Raw genomic sequence first — 15,946 nt, forward strand, 5'->3', positions numbered from 1 at the left:
CGCAGAAACGCTCACGCGTCCTGCTGACGCTCGTACTCCTGGCTCTCCAGGCTGAGTTCGTCGCGCCACTGGCGGTCGAGCTCGTCGCGGCGGCGGCGCAGCGCGCTGGACAGCGCGCGCCAGTCCACCGACGACGCGTGCGTCAGCCGCGGCAGGATGCCCTGCTCAACGTCCTGCGCGTGATGACTGACGTAACGGCCCAGGACGCCGACCAGCGGCGCGAACTGCGTGTCCTCCGCGCGCATCCGCCGCAGTTGCGACATGAGGATGCGCACGACCAGGTGCTCGATCTCCGCCTCGTTGATCAGGCGACGCTCGATCGCGCCGATCTCCGGGCACTTGCGGACCGCGGGGTAGAACAGCTCTTCCTCCAGCGTCGCATGCACCGTCAGCAACGCGCAGGTCCGGCGCACCAGCGCCTCGCACGATTCGTGGTCCCCCAGCGTCCAGAGCCGGTCGAACTGGTGGAAGGCGTGCTGCGCGCGCTGATGATCGTCGACCAGCAGCGCCACGACCTCGTCGCGCGCCATCAGGTCCGCGTGGAAGCCGGCTTGCGGCAGGACATGCGCCCTCATGCGGGTTCTCCTTGCGCCACGCCTTCCTCCACACCCTCATCCATCGTCTGATCCAGCCGCTGGCGGGCCGGCGCGGCGTGGTCGTCGTGATAACGCTTCGGTCCGTCCGGATGCACGCCGGGATCGTCGGGATGCTCGTGCGGCGCCTGATCGGGTCCGGGCGCGGGCGGCCCGGCCGGACGCTCCTCGTCCTGGCGTCGCGGTTGATCGGGCTTCGGCGAGGCCGCCGTCGCCGGCGTCCGGGACGACTCAAGTGCCATGTCGTTCATGAGACGGGCCTTCCTTGGGGATCGAGGGGCGTGGGACCCGATTCGACCGGGTACTGCGGGGTTCTGCCGGTTTCTGGCAAATGCGGTGCCGCCCCTGCCCCCGCCTCCGCGCCGGGGACGGTCCGCACCCCGGGCGACGGGTCCGGTCTGAGTGCAGGTTCCGGCCGCCAGTGGATCGCGCGGACCTTCAGCAGCGCTTGCCGACAGAACTCCCGATCCCCGGCCTCCGGAACCCCGATGCCATCGGGCGCGCCGCTTGCAATGGCCGGCGCAACGACAAGGAACGCCATGCACCAGTTGCCCCTGCCCTTCGACGCCCACACGGTGCCGCCGAGCCCGCCGCATCCGAACGAAGTCCCCTTCGTTCCGCCGCCGCCGCACGGCCCGGCGCCGGAGCCCGGCGACAACCCGCCCGGCGTCATCGATCCGCCGATCCCGGGCGAGAACCCCGTGCCCGTGCGCGAGCCGCCCTACATGCCGCCGCCCACGGCCGTGAACTGAGGCCTCCGCGGCAGCCCGGGCGCATGCCGGCCCGCACCGTGCCTGGGCGGCACGGCGATTGCCATCCTCAGGGGCTTGTTTCCCTCTGACACAGGAGTCGCCTTTGAATGCATTGCTGCTCCCGGCGCTGCGCCGGGCATGCGCCGATGGCGTGTTGGCCAGCCTGTTCTCAGGACTGGCGCTGTTGCGCGGCAGCCGGTCCGATCATGCCCATCTGGTCGGTCGTTCCGAATACCGCGTCGGCCGCCCGCCGTTGAAGACCTCCGCCGCCGACATCGCGCTGCACGCGGCCACCGGCCTGGTCTGGGGCGCGCTCTACGACCGGCTGCGCGCGATGCGCCGCCGGCCCACGCGCGGCAACGCGGTGACCGACGCGCTGCTGCTCACGGCGGTCGCCGTGGGCGTCGATCGCGTCGTCACGCCCAGCGTGCTCACCCCCGGCGCGGACAAGCGCGCCACGGCCTCGGGCACGCGCCCGCCGTCGGCGGCCAGCCTGCTCCTGGTCTACGGCGCCTTCGCCGCCGGTCTGGCGCTCGGCGGCATGCATGCGCTCAAACGGCATCCGGCCGCTCTCGACAACGACATCGGTGCCGATGAAGGCGGCGATGCGCACGACGACAACGGTGACGAGGACTTCTTCCTTGCAGACCCTGCGCCGCGTCGCGCGGGGAGCCGGGCATGAAGTCGCTTCACCTCCAGATCCGCTTCCTCGTCCCGCTGCTGATCACCTTGACGCTCGCGGCGCTGCTGGCGCTGCCGCTGCTGGACCGGATGACGCTGCGCTGGTTCTCCCGCGACCTGAGCCTGCGCGGCGCGATGGTCGCCAAGACCCTGTCCGTCGCGATCAGCGACATCGACCCCAGCGCCCAGCGCGAACGCCTGCGCAACCTGCTCGAGCGCGGCGTGCTGGACGAGCGCCTCGTGGGCATCGCGCTGTGCTCGCCCGACGGCACGCAGGTCATGAGCACCAAGGGCTTCCCGGGCTCGCTCAGCTGCAAGGAGGCCGAGCTCAGCGCCGCCCAGAAGGACCCGCGCCTGGAACTGGCCAGCGGCGCGGTCCACATCGGCGTCTTCCCGGTCAACCCGCAGCAGCCCGAGGCCGAGCGGCTGGTGCTGCTGCACGACCTCAGCCTGCCCGACCGCCGCAGCCTGGACACGCGGCGCTACATGATCATCTTCATCACGGTGCTGGGCCTGGCCATCGCCGGCATCACGATGATCGTGGCGCAGCTGAGCTGGCGCGGCTGGGTCTCCGGCATGCGCGCCATCCTGCGCGGCGAGGGGTTGGTACGTCCGCTGCTCAACACCTCCGGTTTCCGCGGCGGACCGGAGACGGCCCCGCCGGAACTGCAGCCGCTGGAGGTCGAGATCCGCCAGCACATCCGTGAGCTCGAGGACAACCTCTACCGCGAGCACGGCCCGCTCACGCCCTGGGATCCCGAGCGCCTGCGCGGCCTGCTGCGCACGCAGCTGCGCGGCGACCAGGTGATCGTGGTCTCCAACCGCGAGCCCTACATCCACCAGCGCGGCCCCGACGGCATCACCGTGAGCCGCCCCGCCAGCGGCCTGGTCACCGCGGTCGAGCCCGTCATGCGCGCGTGCTCCGGCACCTGGATCGCGCACGGCAGCGGCAGCGCGGACCGGGACGTCGTCGACGCGCATGACCGCGTCGCGGTGCCGCCGGACACGCAGGACTACCTGCTGCGCCGCGTCTGGCTGAGCGAGGAGGAAGAACGCGGCTACTACCAGGGCTTCGCCAACGAAGGCCTCTGGCCGCTGTGCCACGTGGCGCACGTGCGGCCGGTCTTCCGCGAGTCGGACTGGGCGCAGTACAAGGCCGTGAACCAGCGCTTCGCCGACGCGGTGGTCGCCGAGGCCCGCGGCGACGATCCGGTGGTGCTGGTGCAGGACTACCACTTCGCCCTGCTGCCCGCGATGGTCCGCGAGAAGCTGCCCAAGGCGACCATCATCACCTTCTGGCACATCCCCTGGCCCAACCCGGAGTCCTTCGGCATCTGCCCTTGGCGTCGCGAGCTGCTGCAAGGCATGCTGGGCAGCACCATCCTGGGCTTCCACACCCGCTTCCACTGCAAGAACTTCACCGAGACGGTGGACCGCTACCTGGAGGCGCGCATCGAGCACGAGCATTCGACCATCAGCTACCGGGACGAGCCGACGCTGGTGCAGAGTTATCCGATCTCGATCGCGTGGCCGACCGACGAGGAACGCGCCGGCTGGCAGTCCCCGGCGGACGCGCGCGCCACGGTGTTCGAGCGGTTGAAGCTCGCGCCCGACACAGTCTTGGCGGTCGGCGTGGACCGCTTCGACTACACCAAGGGCATCCTGGAGCGGTTGCACGCGGTGGAGCGCCTGCTGGAGAAGCATCCGCAGTGGCAGGGACGCTTCGTGCTCGTGCAGGTGGCGGCGCCGACGCGCAACGCGCTGGAGGAATACCGTGAATTCCAGGACCGCATCCATCGCGTCACCGAGCGCATCAACCTGCGTTTCGGCGGCGCCGGCTACAAGCCGGTCGTGCTCCTGGCCGAGCATCACGACCATGCGGCGCTGATGACGCTCTACCGCGCCGCGCACATGTGCGTGGTGACCAGCCTGCATGACGGCATGAACCTGGTCTCCAAGGAGTTCATCGCCGCACGCGACGACGATCAGGGCGTGCTGATCCTCAGCCGCTTCGCCGGCGCGGCGCGCGAGTTGCAGGAGGCGCTGGTCATCAACCCCTACCACGTGGAAGAGACCACCGACGCCCTGCACCGCGCGGCGCTGATGCCGCCGCAGGAGCAACGCGAGCGCATGGCCAGCCTGCGCATGACGGTGCGCGAGTTCAACGTCTACCGCTGGGCTGGCCGCATGCTGACCGATGCCGGTCAATGGCGCTTGCGCGAGCGCATCACGCGCCGCGTGCAGCGGCGATCGAGAGAGTCTGGAGAGGAGGCGCTGACGCCATGATGCCGGTGCGATATCTGCTCGACGCGGAGGGCCGCGCCGCGGTCGCCCGCCTCATGACACGCCGCCCGTTGCTGGGTTTCGACTTCGACGGCACCCTGGCGCCCATCGTCATGCATCCCGACGAGGCCCGGCTGCCCGAGCCCACCGCGAAGCTGCTGGAACGGCTGGTCGCGCGCGTGCCGGTCGCCGTGGTCAGCGGCCGCCAGGTCCTGGACGTGCGGCACCGGCTGGGCTTCAAGCCCACGCACATCGTCGGCAACCACGGCGCGGAGGACGAATTCGACGGCCCCGACCCGCACGTCGTGATGACCCTGGGCACCTTCCGTGAGCGCATGTTGCGCATGGAGCCGGGGCTCAACCAGGCTGGCGCGACGATCGAGGACAAGGGCGCCTCGATCGCCATCCATTACCGGATGGCGCCGAATCCCGTGGCTGCGCGCGAGGTGATCGCCGAGCTCATCGCGGATCTGCCGGCGGGTGTCATCACCGAGCCCGGCAAGCGCGTCGTCAACGTGCTCGTCGAAGGCGCGCCCGACAAGGGCGATGCGATGGCACGCCTGACGGCGCGCTACGGCGCCGACACGGGCTTCTACGTCGGCGACGACACCAACGACGAGCCGGCGTTCCAACGCGCAAGCGCGGACTGGGTCACCGTGCGCGTGGGCCCCCGACTCGATCACAGCCACGCGAGGTACTACCTCAACGAACAAGCGGAGATCGACGTCGTGCTCCGTCTGATGCTGGAACACCTCGGTGATTCGGGAGAGGGGCGACCGGGTCCCCTTTTCGGAACTTAAGGAGGGAATTTGTCGGCCGGGGCGGCCGACAAAGGAGGGAGATGGAGAAAAGGGGACCCGGTCGCCCCGAGCCGTGCGCAGCGTCGGCAGTCGAGGGCTGGCGAGAGTCCAAAAGGCTTCAGCACTTCCGCGGCCGCTGGCCCTCACCCCCACCCTCTCCCGCAAGCGGGAGAGGGAGTCCTACCGGAGCCCTTCAAGGGGCTGGTGACGGTGGCAGCGAAGGCTTGAGCACGGGTGCCGCGGGTGCGGGGATGTCTTCCACGAGCGCCCGCACGCGAGGCAGCGACTGCGGGTGCGTCTTCTGCAGCCACGCGATCAGCCCTTCGCGCAATTCGCAGCGCAGGTCGAAGGCCTTCCCCGAGTCCTTGGCGCTGACGAGCACGCGGATCTGCATCGTGCGTTCGGTGGTCTCGACGACTTGGACGCCGCAGACCCGGCCGTCCCAATGGGCGGAGCTCTTGCACATGATGGTCGCCTTGTCGCGCAGTTCGTTGACCGGCAGCGTGAAGTCGACCCACAGCATCACCGTGCCGAGGATGCTGGAGCTCGTGCGTGTCCAGTTCTGGAACGGGTTCTCGATGAACCATTGCAGCGGGATGACCAGCCGGCGTTCGTCCCAGATCTTGAGCACGACGTAGGTGGAGGTGATCTCTTCCACCCGGCCCCACTCGCCCTGGATGATGAGCACGTCGTCGAGCCGGATCGGTTGCGCCATGGCGATCTGCAGGCCGGCGAGCAGGTTGCCGAACACGGATTTCGCCGCCAGGCCGAAGACCAGCCCGGCGATGCCTGCCGAGGCCAGCAGGCTGGCGCCGACCTGCTTGGCGCGGGGGAAGGTCATCAGGATGAAGGCCAGCGCGGTCAGCATCACGGCGCCCTTGGCGACACGCGCTAGCACCTTGGTCTGCGTCTGGATGCGGCGCGCGGCGAGGTTGTCCTCGACGTCCGCGGGATTCATCAGCGCGACGCCGTTCGCGACGCCGGTGATCGCGCCGGCCGCCACCGCCGCGATCGCGACGATGCACAGGACGCCCAGCAGATGCTGCACGCCGTTGATGCCCGGCATCGTGTCGGGCACGCCCTGTGCGGCGATCAGCAGGCCGACGATGGGCAGCGCCCATCGGGCCGGGTTGTCGCAACGCCGCACGACCGAGCTCAGCAGCGGCGAGAAGCGCGTCAGGCGCTGCGCGATCGGCCGCAGGATCGCGTGCAGCAACAGCGCGCCGGCAATGATCACCAGCGCGCCGAGCAACAGCTGACCCCAGAGCATGAGGTCGGTGTCGAGGATCGTGAAACGGGTCTTCCAGGCTTGCATGGCGCCGGGCGGGCAAGCGCCGTTCCGGCGCCAACGCCCCGGAATGCGCCTGGGCCGCGCTGTCGACCGCTCACTGCGCGGTTCAGGCGCGGGTGGGCCGATTGCCTCGACAGGGCATCGCAATGAACCAGGAGCTCGCCATGGCCAGCACCACCGACAACAAGACCGGTCGCCCGGACGACGCCCCCGCCTCGCGCCGCATGCTGGACAAGGCGCCGGTGGCGCCGGGGCAGATCGAACCCGACGCGGCCCCGATGCACAACGACGACGTGCAACTGCCGCATGAGCGCGATCAGAGCACCGGCGGCGACTCGACCGGCGGCATGGGTTCCGGCGCGGCAGGCGAGGACCAGCGCGCGGTCATCGGCCAGGCGCACGAGGACCTGAAGCAGGGCCAGGTGGACACCGACCTGCGATCGACACCGGGGCTCGATGCCGAGCGGCGGGATCAGTTGGTCAAGGACGGAAAGAAGACCGACCCGGCCAAGGGTCCTGCCCGCTGACATACGACGGAGGCCCGCAGACGAATTCGTCCCTCCACGACATCTCTGACATCGAAGGCGGCGGCGCTCGCGGCGCCAATGAAAACGGAGCCTCATGGGGCTCCGTCCTTGTCTCCATCGCGCCTCGGGAAATCGGTTCGAGTCGTCAGCTGTGCTGTCTGCGGCGTTCGACCGCGTCGATGCGCAGCATCTGGCGGTACTTGGTCACCGTGCGGCGCGCCACCACCAGGCCCTGGCGGGCGAGCTGACGGGTGATCTCGGCGTCGGACAGCGGGTTGTCCGCGCGTTCGGCTTCGATGATGTCCTTGATCAGCCCGCGGATCGCCGTGCCCGAGCACGCGCTGCCGTTGCTGCTCACGATCGCGCGCGAGAAGAAGTACTTCAGCTCGTACACGCCGCTCGGCGTCGCGAGGTACTTGTTGTTGGTCACGCGCGAGACCGTCGACTCGTGGATGCCGACCTCGTCGGCGATCTCCTTCAGGCCCAGCGGCTTCATCGCCATCGCGCCGAACTCCAGGAAGTGGCGCTGGCGGCGCACGATCGCGTCGGCCACGTCCAGGATGGTCGAGAAGCGCTGCTCGATGTTGCGCATCGTCCAGCGCGCTTCCTGCAGATGGGTGGCCATCTCCGCATGGCCTTGCTGGCGATGCCGCTGGAACAGCTCGGCATACACCTGGTTCATCCGCACCTTCGGGATCACCGCCGGATTCAGCTGCACGCGCCACTGGCCGCGGACCTTGGTGGTCAGCACGTCCGGCACGATGTAGGCGGCCTGCGTGGTCTCGTAGCGCCAGCCCGGCCGCGGATCGAAGCGGCGCAGCTTGAGGCACACGGCCTCCGCTTCCGCGACGCTCACGTCCAGCAGCTGCGCCAGCGACGGGATGTCACGCGACGCCAGCAGGTTCAAGTGCTGCGAGATGATGCGCTCGGCCAGCAGGCGGCTGCGCGTGTCCTCGATCTTGGGCAGCTGCAGCAACAGGCATTCGGCGACGCTGCGCGCGCCCACGCCCAGCGGGTCCAGGGCCTGCACGCGCTTCAGCGCGATCTGCATTTCCTCGATTGCCACCGTCGGCTGCATCTGCGCGACCGCCGCCAGCTCCTCCAGCGAGCTGCGCAGGTAGCCGTCGTCGTCGACCGACTCGGCCACGATGGTCGCCAGCACCAGATCGCGCGGCGACAGGCGCAGCACGTTGAGCTGGCTGCGCAGGTGTTCGCGCAGGCAGGTCTGCGCCGCGGTCATCTCCAGCGCGCTGAGCTCGCCGTCCTCCGCGCGGCGCATCGAGCCGGAGCTCTCCGCGCGCCAGATCTCGCGGTCGTCCGGGAACGGTTCCGGCGTGTCCGACATCACCGGCGACGCGGCGACCGGCACGTCGGCGTCCAGCGGCGACGAATCGTCCGACCCTTCGGTCACCTCGAGGAAGGGGTTGCGCCCCAGCATGTCGGTGACCATGGTGGTGAAGTCCAGCGAGGACATCTGCAGCAGCCGCACGGCGTGCTGGAGGCGGGGCGACAGCGTCTGTGTCTGCCTGTGCTCGTGCCTGAGTTCCATTGCTCCCACTTGTGACACTCCTGTCCGGTAGAGGGTGAAGCTGCCGACAACCGGTTCCGGAAGGTCCCCGCCGGCGAGGACGGGAACGGGTTGTAGGCAGTGCCGGCGAACCGGCCTGATGGAGCCATCAGCGCAAGGACCATGCCACCTCGCCGCCGCGTTTTCATATGGCGGAGCGTCCGTCATTCGGCGTGCCCGCCCGAACGCCGCAAACGCAGCAGGCATGGGGCCTGCCGGGAATCGGCGCATCGAGCTCCGGCGAACCTCGACGCCCCTCGATGCCACCGCGCCGGTTCGCCCAACGTCCGCCACCGCCGCTACACCCGCCCTTCCTCGCAAGGCTTTCGGCACCTTTTACCGACGGCCGGCGTTGCCACGTCCACTGATCTCCGCGCACCGCGTCTTTCGGAGTCCGAGGACCTCCATGGGGCCGGAATGAGGCTGGGGGTTCGCGGACGCGATGCCCCCTGCCTCGTGGAGCGCCCGCGCTCGACCCAACGGAGTCGGGGCCCTTGCCACCCAGTGGTACCGCTCCCTCCCCCGCTCTCTCCTGGCCCGGCCCTTGCTTCAACAGCCTGCCCGGCCCCCTCTTCCGTCATCCTTACCATCTTGCGCCCCTCCGCCCTGCCCCCGACCACGATGCGCCGCTGGGCGACGCGAGGCCTTCTGTTGATTGCGCTGGTCTTCCTGCTGAAGGAGGCGAGCGCGATCGTGCTGCCGGTGCTGGTGGCGCTGATCCTGACCTTCGTGCTGGCGCCGGCGGTGCGGACGATGCGTCACCACGGCATCCCGGAATCGGTGAGCGCGGCGATGCTGGTGACCACGGTGGTGGGCTGCACGGTGCTGAGCGTGGCGCTGCTGGCCGAGCCGGTGGCGCAGTGGTGGCAGCGCGCGCCGGTGGCGGTGTCGCAGGCCTTGAACCAGGTGGACAAGTGGCGTGCGGCGATCCCGGGTTTCGGGCCGCCGGTCGAGCGGCGCAGCTCGAACCGCGCCGCGCCGCCGCCGCCGACGGATCCGGTGCGCGAGCGCATCGCCAGCGAAGGCGTGGCGCTGACGGCGCAGGCGTTGGGCATCGGACTGAAGTTCCTCGTCTCCACGGCCGCGACGACGATCCTCCTCTACTTCCTGCTCGCCTCCGAGCACTGGGTGCTGTCGCGCTGCATCGAGCTGCTGCCGCATCGCCAGCGGCTGCGGGCCGTCGTGCTCGGCGGCCTGCGCGCAGCCCAGCGGGACATCTCGCGCTACGTCGCTTCGGTCGGCGCGATCAACATCGGCGTGGGCCTGGTCGTGTCCGGCACGATGTGGTTCGTGGACCTGCCCAACCCCGGCTTCTGGGGCGCGATGGCCGCGATCTTCAACTTCATCCCCTACCTCGGCCCGCTGATCATGTGCGGCCTGCTGCTGGCGGCCTCGCTGGCCGCCTCGCTCGGCGACGCGGGCCTCACCGCGTTGTTCGCGCCGGTGCTGTCCTACCTCTGCATCCACGCGATCGAATCCAACTTCGTGACCCCACTGGTCATCGGCAAGCGCCTGTCGATGAATCCGCTGTCGGTGTTGCTCTCAGTGATGTTCTGGGGCTGGCTCTGGGGCGTCGCCGGCGCGGTGCTGGCCGTGCCGCTGCTGATCTGCCTGCGCAGCATCAGCCAGCGCAACCGGCAGATGCGACCCGTCGCCGTCTACCTGCGCGGCAGCGACCGGCCCTGCACGCCGCTGAGCACACTGTTGCGCCCGCCCCGCCCCCCGCACGCGCCGCCGGCCGTTCCCGGCTACGTGCCGGCACATACGCCCGCCAACATGACGGCCAGCGCGATCAACAACGCGGCCGCCAACGCCTCCGTCGATGCGTCCGCAGGACCCGCCGCGCACATCCCCCTGACTCTCGCCGATGGTGCCACCCCGGCGATCCATCCGAACGCCCTTGAACAGCACCGCCCATAATCTGCCGCCGCGACGTTCCCTCGCCCGCGGGCTCGTCCTCGCCGCCGGCTTCTGGCCGCGGCGGACCGACCGTTCCTCCGACCGACCGCCCATGCCCCTGCCGATCCGTTCCCGCCTGCTCGTGCTCGTCCTGTCCGTGATGTTGCCGGGCATCATCGCGGCGCTGTGGGTGAGCTGGCAGACCTGGAGCGACGAGCAGGAGGCCACCGTGCGCCACATGCGCGACAGCACGCGCGCGCTGTCCATGGTGGTCGACAAGGAACTGGCCCGCCGCGCCGGCATCGCCCGGGTGCTGTCGCTGTCGCAGATCCTGGATGCGTCGCCGCAGATCCCGCCCGACGACCTCGCGATGCTGGAGCTGCAGTCGCGTCGCGCGATGCAGGGACTGTCGGGCTGGGTGGAGCTCAACGCGCCCGACCGGACGCTGTTCAGCACGCGCCTGGCGCCGGGCCGCCTGCCCGAGCCCGCGACGGTGCCGTCCGTGGCGGCGGCGGCCTCCGCGCCGCCGCCCACGCTTCCTCCTCCCGGCGCGACCGCTGGCACCGCCACCGCGGCCACGCCCCCGCCGGAGTTGCCGACCGCCGCCGCCTCGCGCCCGGTGCTCGTGCGCGAGGGCGTGCCGCTGGCCGAGCAGGCCGTCATGGGCGACCTCGGCCCCGATCCGGCCACCGGCCAGTTGCGCGCGCAGATCATCCAGCCGATCGAGCGCGGCGGCCATGTCTGGCTGAACATGAGCATCGCCGTGTTGCCGCAGGAGCTGCAGCAGATCATCGACGGACAGCGGCTGCCGCCGGACTGGACCGCGACGATCATGGACGGCCACGGCACCGTCGTGGCGCGGCATCCGGGCGGCATCAGCTACGCCGGACGTCCGGGCACCGACGACCTCAAGCGTCTGATGGCCACGCGCGACGAGGCGCAGTTCGAATCGGTCAACCTCGACGGGAAGCCGGTGCTGGGCTACTTCAGCAAATCGCCGCAGGGCTGGACGGTGGTCACCGCCGTGCCGCGCGACGGCGGCCCCGGCGGATTCGGCGCGCGCGCGGCGTTGCAGCCGATCGCGATCGGCGCGCTGCTGCTGGTGCTGGTCGGCATGTTCGGCGCGTTGTGGATCAGCCGCCGCATCTCGGGACCGATCCATGCGCTCAACGAGATCGCCAGCGAGCTGCGCGCCGGCGAGCCGGTGCGCGCGCGCAAGACCGGCATGGTCGAGTGCGACGAGGTCGCGCTCGCGCTCGAGGACGCAAGCGCGGCGATCCACCAGGGCCGCTACGAACTCGAGGAGCGCGTCAACGAGGCGATCGACCGCACGCGCGAGGCCGAGCAGCTCAGCTCCCGCTCGCAGCGCACGGCGGCGCTGGGCCGGCTCACCGGCGGCGTCGCCCATGACTTCAACAACCTGCTGGGCGTGATCAGCAACAGCGCCCACCTGATCCAGCGCAGCCCGCATGCCGAATCGCTGGCGATGCCGCTGGGCGCGATCATGCGGTCCGTCGACGTCGGCAGCCGGCTGACCCAGCATCTGCTGCGCGTCGCGGGCCGCCAGCCGGTGCATCCGCAGGTGGTGGACCTGCGCTCGACCCTCGGCGAGATCAAGGAGCTGCTCGTCACCGTGCTCGGCAAGCGCATGCAGCTCGCCATGACGATGGCGCCAGACCTGCCCAGCGTGCGCGTCGACCCGTCGGAGCTGGAGCTCGCGCTGATCAACATCGCGCTGAACGCGCGCGACGCGACCAACGGCATGGGCGAGATCACCGTCGAGGCCGGCCGCGCATCGCCGGGCGACGTGCAGGACCTCGCGCCGGGCGAGTACGTCGCGATCAGCGTCACCGACCGCGGTCCCGGCATCCCGGACGATCTGCTGGCACGGGTCTTCGAGCCCTTCTTCACCACCAAGCCCGTCGGCAAGGGCACGGGCCTGGGGCTGAGCCAGGTGCTGGGCTTCTGCGTGCAGGCGGGCGGCACGGCGCGCATCGCGAGCCAGCCGGGCGCGGGCACGACGGTGACGCTGCTGCTGCCGGCGCAGACGAGCGCGCGTCTCGTGCCCGACGGCGCCCGCGTCGACGGGACCGAGCGCACGCGCGACGACGCTCCCGCCAACAGCCTGGCCGGCGTGCGCGTGCTGCTGGTCGAGGACAACGAGGAACTCAACCGCGTCACCGCCGGCCTGCTGCGCAGCTTCTCCTGCCAGGTGCTGAGCGCCAAGGACGCGGACGAGGCGCTGCAGCTGTTCGGCAGCGGCGCGGCGGTGGACATCGTGCTGTCGGACGTGGTGATGCCGGGCTCGATGGACGGCCAGGCGCTGGCCCGGGAGCTGCGCACGCGCCGCCCCGGACTGCCCGTCGTCCTGATCAGCGGCTACAGCGAGGCGCTGACGGCGGAGTCCTCCTTCATCGTCCTGCGCAAGCCCGCGTCGCCGTCGCAGATCCTGGAGGCGCTGCGGCGCGCGATGGGGTTGCCGACGGGTACGTGACTTGCTGTTTCATGGCATCACCACTCCCCTGATCGGAAAGGACTGCCATGGACAACAAGGACGTCATCGACGAACTGAACACGCTGATCGAAACCTGCAAGGACGGCGAGTACGGATTCCTGAGCTCCGCCGAACACGTCAAGGGCGCCAGCCTGCGCGAGGTCTTCGCGCAGCGCGCGGCGGACTGCCGCCAGGCCTGCTCGGAGCTCCAGCAACTCGTGCGCCAGCACGGCGGCACGCCGGAAGACGACGGGAGCGCCTCGGGCGCGATGCATCGCGGCTGGGTCGCCGTGAAAGGCACGCTGACCGGCTACAGCGACAAGGCGATGCTCGAGGAATGCGAGCGCGGCGAAGACGTCGCGGTCGCGCGCTACCGCAAGGCGGCGCAGAAGGACCTGCCGGCCGGCGTGCTGGAGGTCGTCCAGCGCCAGCTCGCGGGCACGCTGCGCAACCACGACCAGATCAAGCTGCTGCGCGACCAGGCGCGCAATGCCGAGAAGGTCTGACGGGCAGTCGGCGCGCCGCCGCGCGCGCCATGCCCTCAACGACAAGGCGCACCCGAGGGTGCGCCTTTTTCATGGGTCATCGAGGGACAGGCCAGGCACACTTGCGCCGCTTCCCATCGGCTATCGGGCGTCTTCGCGCTTTCCTTCCCGTTGTTCTTCCCGCTGCTTCTTGCGCCCCTGCATGAACCCCGCGATCACGCCCAGCACGAGCTGCGTGATCTCCGGTCCGACCTGCCCGCGCAGACGCGTCGGCATGAAGCTCCACAGCAGCGTCAGCAGCTGCAGCGTGCCGACTTCCGGACGATCCGCGGCCGGCCTGCCGTGATCGGCGTGCGAGTCACGCGGCGCGCCGAACGCATGCCGCGGAGACGGGTCCTCGCGATGCCGTTCGTGACGCCGCCGCTTGCCGCGCACCAGGCGCCAGAACAGCCAGCTCGCGCCGGTGCCCAGCGCCGGCAGCACCCAGCGGCCCGGCACGAGCACCGCCTTGCTGCGTTGCTGCAACGCGTCCCAGTGCAGCTGGAATTCCAGGTCGCGGCGAACGACGCGCAACTCCGCCATCTCGATGCGCAGCGTCAGCGCCTCGATCGACTCGGCCGCGCCCCCGGGGTCGGGGACATCGGGGATGCGGCGGGGGTCAGGACGGTCTGGGGCTGCGGCCATCGGGACTCGGTTCCTCGGGATCCATCGGATCGTTGAACAGCCAGTGGAACTGGCGGCGGGACGCCGGCAATGCCAGCATCGGCGTGAGCGCCTTCATCGCGGCGGCGACCCAGACCAGCAGGAGCAGATTGATCACCAGCACGCCGGCGAAGGCCCACGGCCAGGTGAGGCCGAAGTGCACCGCCAGCGCGACCAGCAAGGCCCACAGCGCGAGCCAGGCGGTGGCGCCGGCGATCGCCGCCACCACGCCCAGGATGACCAGACTCACCAGCCCGTGCCTGGCGCGCTGCAGTTCCAACGCCAGCAGCAGCAGGCGCCCGGACAGCATGCCGCGCGCCGCGCGGGCCATGCCTTGCAGTTCGCCGAACCAGCTGCCGGCGGACGACGGACCTTCGCCCGCAGGCGGAGGTCCGGACGTCGATCCGGCATTCGATCCGGGCGGCGATCCGGGGGTCGATCCCTCAGCCGCCCCGGCTGCCGATCCGGGGGGAGGCCCGGACCGGGGCGGCGGGGGTGGCGGGAACGGCGGCGGAAAGGAAGGCGTCGCGTGCGGCACGTCGCTCATGGGCGCGCCGCGATCAGCGCGTCAGGCGCGCGATCAGCAGGCCGACCGCCAGCGCGGTGCCCACGGCCATGAGCGGGTGTTCGCGCACGTTCGAGCGCAGGCTGTCGCACCACTCGTTGCCGGTCATCCGCAGACGCTCGGCGCGGTCGTGCAGCAGCTCGTTCGTGTCCTCCAGGCTTTTCTGCAATTGCTGCGCCTTCGGCGCCGCGGTGGTCGCGAGGCGATCGATCGTGGCATGCGCCTTGTCGGCAACACGGTTCACCAGATCGGCGGCCGCGGTGCTCGACGCCGCGCTCGACGCCGCGCTCGACGAGGCGGTGCCGTTGGCCAGCTTCGCCGCATCCTCGGCGGTGGTGAACGGCACGGTCTTGTCGCTCTTCTCGTTGTTGGGCGTGGTGCTCATGGGACGTTTCCTTTCGTGGTGCGCCGTGGCAGCGCGGGCAGGGATCGGTGGAGAGCGGAACGGCAAGCGGCGTGCCTCGTTGCGAAGGCCGATGCGAAGGCCGATGTGCAGCGAGATCCGGCACGGGCCGCGACCGTCCGCTCAGCGCGGCAGCGGCGGCTTCGGATGCGTGTCGAGGCCGCGGTGCGGCGACTCGGCCACCTGCGGCCGGCCGCCTTCGGGCTCCAGCATCTCCTCGATGATGAAGTGCCCGTAGTACTGCGCGCGCTCGGCGCGGTTGCGGCGCGCGATCTCGGCGATCTCGCGCGCCTGCGCGTCGTCCTTGGCCTTGACGACGAGGAAGTGGTAGCCCCGTTCGGCCAGTTCGCCATGGCTGCGCAGCAGGTTGATCTCCTGACCGATCGCGGCCAGCGGACTGGCGCGCTTCAGGTCGCGCTCGACCAGCTCGACCATCTCGCGGTCGCCGATCGCATGCAGATCGGCGTCGGCGATGCCGTGCGCGCTCAACGCCGCGCGCGCCTGACCCGCGTCGGGCGCACCGGGAAAGCTGATCACCAGGTGATCCACCGGCTTGTGCACGCCGAAGCTGGTGGGGCGTTCGTTCCCGGGACTGCCGGAGGCATCGGGGCTGTCGTCGGCGCCCGGTCGGAGGCTGGTGGCCATGGGAGCTCCTTGAGGTGAGACCTGAGAGGTGAGGCCTGAGAAGTAAGGCCTGAGTCTTCCTGGCAAGGCAAGCCTCGTACCCATTGCGTACGCCGTCTTCCCCGGACGCGAACCGACGGAAAAAGAAGGCCCACTGAACATGTCACCGAGATTGACGGATGGCTCATCGAGCGGTTACACCGGACGGGCCGAATCACTGATGCCCACACGTGGAATCCCCAGACTTGGGGAGACGTTCAGGCACGGCGATTGCCATATC

The 15,946-nt window shown here is 70.3% G+C and carries 16 protein-coding genes; 8 read left to right on the forward strand and 8 right to left on the reverse strand.

All coding sequences use genetic code 11. From position 1 onward, the window contains the following. Positions 1-11: 11 nt before the first annotated feature. Together AC07OZ_RS04400 and AC07OZ_RS04405 are read right to left on the reverse strand one after the other, a co-directional pair. A complete protein-coding gene (locus tag AC07OZ_RS04400; RefSeq protein WP_495465934.1) occupies positions 12-575 on the reverse strand; it encodes a hemerythrin domain-containing protein in 564 nt (187 codons plus the stop codon). After that, positions 572-844 (reverse strand): hypothetical protein, encoded by a 273-nt coding sequence (locus AC07OZ_RS04405; RefSeq protein ID WP_495465935.1) that lies wholly within the window; start codon positions 842-844, stop codon positions 572-574. Before AC07OZ_RS04405 ends, AC07OZ_RS04400 begins: the two co-directional genes overlap by 4 nt. Positions 845-1,132: 288 nt before the next feature. On the opposite strand from AC07OZ_RS04405, the gene AC07OZ_RS04410 reads away from it, so the two are divergent. From AC07OZ_RS04410 to otsB, 4 genes are all read left to right on the forward strand, one after another. Then, a complete protein-coding gene (locus AC07OZ_RS04410; protein ID WP_495465936.1) occupies positions 1,133-1,345 on the forward strand; it encodes a hypothetical protein in 213 nt (70 codons plus the stop codon). A 103-nt stretch (positions 1,346-1,448) separates the two neighbouring features. Then, on the forward strand, positions 1,449-2,027 hold the full coding sequence (locus AC07OZ_RS04415; protein ID WP_495465937.1) for a hypothetical protein: 579 nt from the start codon (positions 1,449-1,451) through the stop codon (positions 2,025-2,027). Next, the gene (locus AC07OZ_RS04420; RefSeq protein ID WP_495465938.1) at positions 2,024-4,312 is read left to right on the forward strand and encodes an alpha,alpha-trehalose-phosphate synthase (UDP-forming); all 2,289 of its coding nucleotides are present in this window, start codon (positions 2,024-2,026) and stop codon (positions 4,310-4,312) included. Before AC07OZ_RS04415 ends, AC07OZ_RS04420 begins: the two co-directional genes overlap by 4 nt. Further along, positions 4,309-5,109 (forward strand): trehalose-phosphatase, encoded by an 801-nt coding sequence (gene otsB, locus AC07OZ_RS04425; protein WP_495465939.1) that lies wholly within the window; start codon positions 4,309-4,311, stop codon positions 5,107-5,109. The genes AC07OZ_RS04420 and otsB overlap by 4 nt, the downstream gene beginning before the upstream one ends. Before the next feature lie 193 nt (positions 5,110-5,302). On the opposite strand, the gene AC07OZ_RS04430 is transcribed toward otsB, so the two are convergent. Continuing rightward, positions 5,303-6,424: a mechanosensitive ion channel family protein gene (locus AC07OZ_RS04430; protein ID WP_495465940.1), complete on the reverse strand. Its 1,122-nt coding sequence runs from the start codon at positions 6,422-6,424 to the stop codon at positions 5,303-5,305. A gap of 140 nt (positions 6,425-6,564) precedes the next feature. Here AC07OZ_RS04430 and AC07OZ_RS04435 point away from each other — a divergent pair, with 140 nt between their 5' ends. After that, the gene (locus AC07OZ_RS04435; RefSeq protein WP_495465941.1) at positions 6,565-6,927 is read left to right on the forward strand and encodes a hypothetical protein; all 363 of its coding nucleotides are present in this window, start codon (positions 6,565-6,567) and stop codon (positions 6,925-6,927) included. Between the two features lie 145 nt (positions 6,928-7,072). Here the strand turns inward: AC07OZ_RS04435 and rpoN are convergent, their stop codons facing one another. Continuing rightward, entirely contained in the window at positions 7,073-8,476 is a 1,404-nt protein-coding gene (gene rpoN, locus AC07OZ_RS04440; RefSeq protein WP_495465942.1) for an RNA polymerase factor sigma-54, read from the reverse strand. A 669-nt stretch (positions 8,477-9,145) separates the two neighbouring features. On the opposite strand from rpoN, the gene AC07OZ_RS04445 reads away from it, so the two are divergent. From AC07OZ_RS04445 to AC07OZ_RS04455, 3 genes are all read left to right on the forward strand, one after another. Beyond that, positions 9,146-10,414: an AI-2E family transporter gene (locus AC07OZ_RS04445; protein ID WP_495465943.1), complete on the forward strand. Its 1,269-nt coding sequence runs from the start codon at positions 9,146-9,148 to the stop codon at positions 10,412-10,414. A 91-nt stretch (positions 10,415-10,505) separates the two neighbouring features. After that, a complete protein-coding gene (locus tag AC07OZ_RS04450) occupies positions 10,506-12,887 on the forward strand; it encodes an ATP-binding protein (RefSeq protein WP_495465944.1) in 2,382 nt (793 codons plus the stop codon). A gap of 47 nt (positions 12,888-12,934) precedes the next feature. Then, positions 12,935-13,393, forward strand: coding sequence for a PA2169 family four-helix-bundle protein (locus AC07OZ_RS04455; protein ID WP_495465945.1), 459 nt, complete (start codon positions 12,935-12,937; stop codon positions 13,391-13,393). Between the two features lie 120 nt (positions 13,394-13,513). Here AC07OZ_RS04455 and AC07OZ_RS04460 read toward each other — a convergent pair whose 3' ends face one another. From AC07OZ_RS04460 to AC07OZ_RS04475, 4 genes are all read right to left on the reverse strand, one after another. Beyond that, positions 13,514-14,056 (reverse strand): hypothetical protein, encoded by a 543-nt coding sequence (locus AC07OZ_RS04460; protein ID WP_495465946.1) that lies wholly within the window; start codon positions 14,054-14,056, stop codon positions 13,514-13,516. Continuing rightward, a complete protein-coding gene (locus tag AC07OZ_RS04465) occupies positions 14,031-14,405 on the reverse strand; it encodes a hypothetical protein (protein WP_495465947.1) in 375 nt (124 codons plus the stop codon). Before AC07OZ_RS04465 ends, AC07OZ_RS04460 begins: the two co-directional genes overlap by 26 nt. A gap of 229 nt (positions 14,406-14,634) precedes the next feature. Beyond that, complete coding sequence (locus AC07OZ_RS04470; RefSeq protein ID WP_495465948.1) at positions 14,635-15,024, reverse strand: ElaB/YgaM/YqjD family protein; 390 nt, start codon at positions 15,022-15,024, stop codon at positions 14,635-14,637. 141 nt (positions 15,025-15,165) lie between these two features. Then, positions 15,166-15,687: a hypothetical protein gene (locus AC07OZ_RS04475; protein WP_495465949.1), complete on the reverse strand. Its 522-nt coding sequence runs from the start codon at positions 15,685-15,687 to the stop codon at positions 15,166-15,168. Between the last annotated feature and the right edge of the window lie 259 nt (positions 15,688-15,946).

The organism is Roseateles sp. GW821-FHT09G03 (assembly GCF_059416045.1).

Bases quoted from the DNA above. Each gene is read 5' to 3' on its own strand.
- otsB (WP_495465939.1), top strand. From the start codon at position 4,309: ATGATGCCGGTGCGATATCTGCTCGACGCGGAGGGCCGCGCCGCGGTC.
- AC07OZ_RS04405 (WP_495465935.1), bottom strand. From the start codon at position 844: ATGAACGACATGGCACTTGAGTCGTCCCGGACGCCGGCGACGGCGGCC.
- AC07OZ_RS04465 (WP_495465947.1), bottom strand. From the start codon at position 14,405: ATGGCCCGCGCGGCGCGCGGCATGCTGTCCGGGCGCCTGCTGCTGCTG.
- AC07OZ_RS04435 (WP_495465941.1), top strand. From the start codon at position 6,565: ATGGCCAGCACCACCGACAACAAGACCGGTCGCCCGGACGACGCCCCC.
- rpoN (WP_495465942.1), bottom strand. From the start codon at position 8,476: ATGGAACTCAGGCACGAGCACAGGCAGACACAGACGCTGTCGCCCCGC.
- AC07OZ_RS04420 (WP_495465938.1), top strand. From the start codon at position 2,024: ATGAAGTCGCTTCACCTCCAGATCCGCTTCCTCGTCCCGCTGCTGATC.
- AC07OZ_RS04430 (WP_495465940.1), bottom strand. From the start codon at position 6,424: ATGCAAGCCTGGAAGACCCGTTTCACGATCCTCGACACCGACCTCATG.
- AC07OZ_RS04475 (WP_495465949.1), bottom strand. From the start codon at position 15,687: ATGGCCACCAGCCTCCGACCGGGCGCCGACGACAGCCCCGATGCCTCC.
- AC07OZ_RS04455 (WP_495465945.1), top strand. From the start codon at position 12,935: ATGGACAACAAGGACGTCATCGACGAACTGAACACGCTGATCGAAACC.
- AC07OZ_RS04460 (WP_495465946.1), bottom strand. From the start codon at position 14,056: ATGGCCGCAGCCCCAGACCGTCCTGACCCCCGCCGCATCCCCGATGTC.
- AC07OZ_RS04470 (WP_495465948.1), bottom strand. From the start codon at position 15,024: ATGAGCACCACGCCCAACAACGAGAAGAGCGACAAGACCGTGCCGTTC.
- AC07OZ_RS04400 (WP_495465934.1), bottom strand. From the start codon at position 575: ATGAGGGCGCATGTCCTGCCGCAAGCCGGCTTCCACGCGGACCTGATG.
- AC07OZ_RS04450 (WP_495465944.1), top strand. From the start codon at position 10,506: ATGCCCCTGCCGATCCGTTCCCGCCTGCTCGTGCTCGTCCTGTCCGTG.
- AC07OZ_RS04410 (WP_495465936.1), top strand. From the start codon at position 1,133: ATGCACCAGTTGCCCCTGCCCTTCGACGCCCACACGGTGCCGCCGAGC.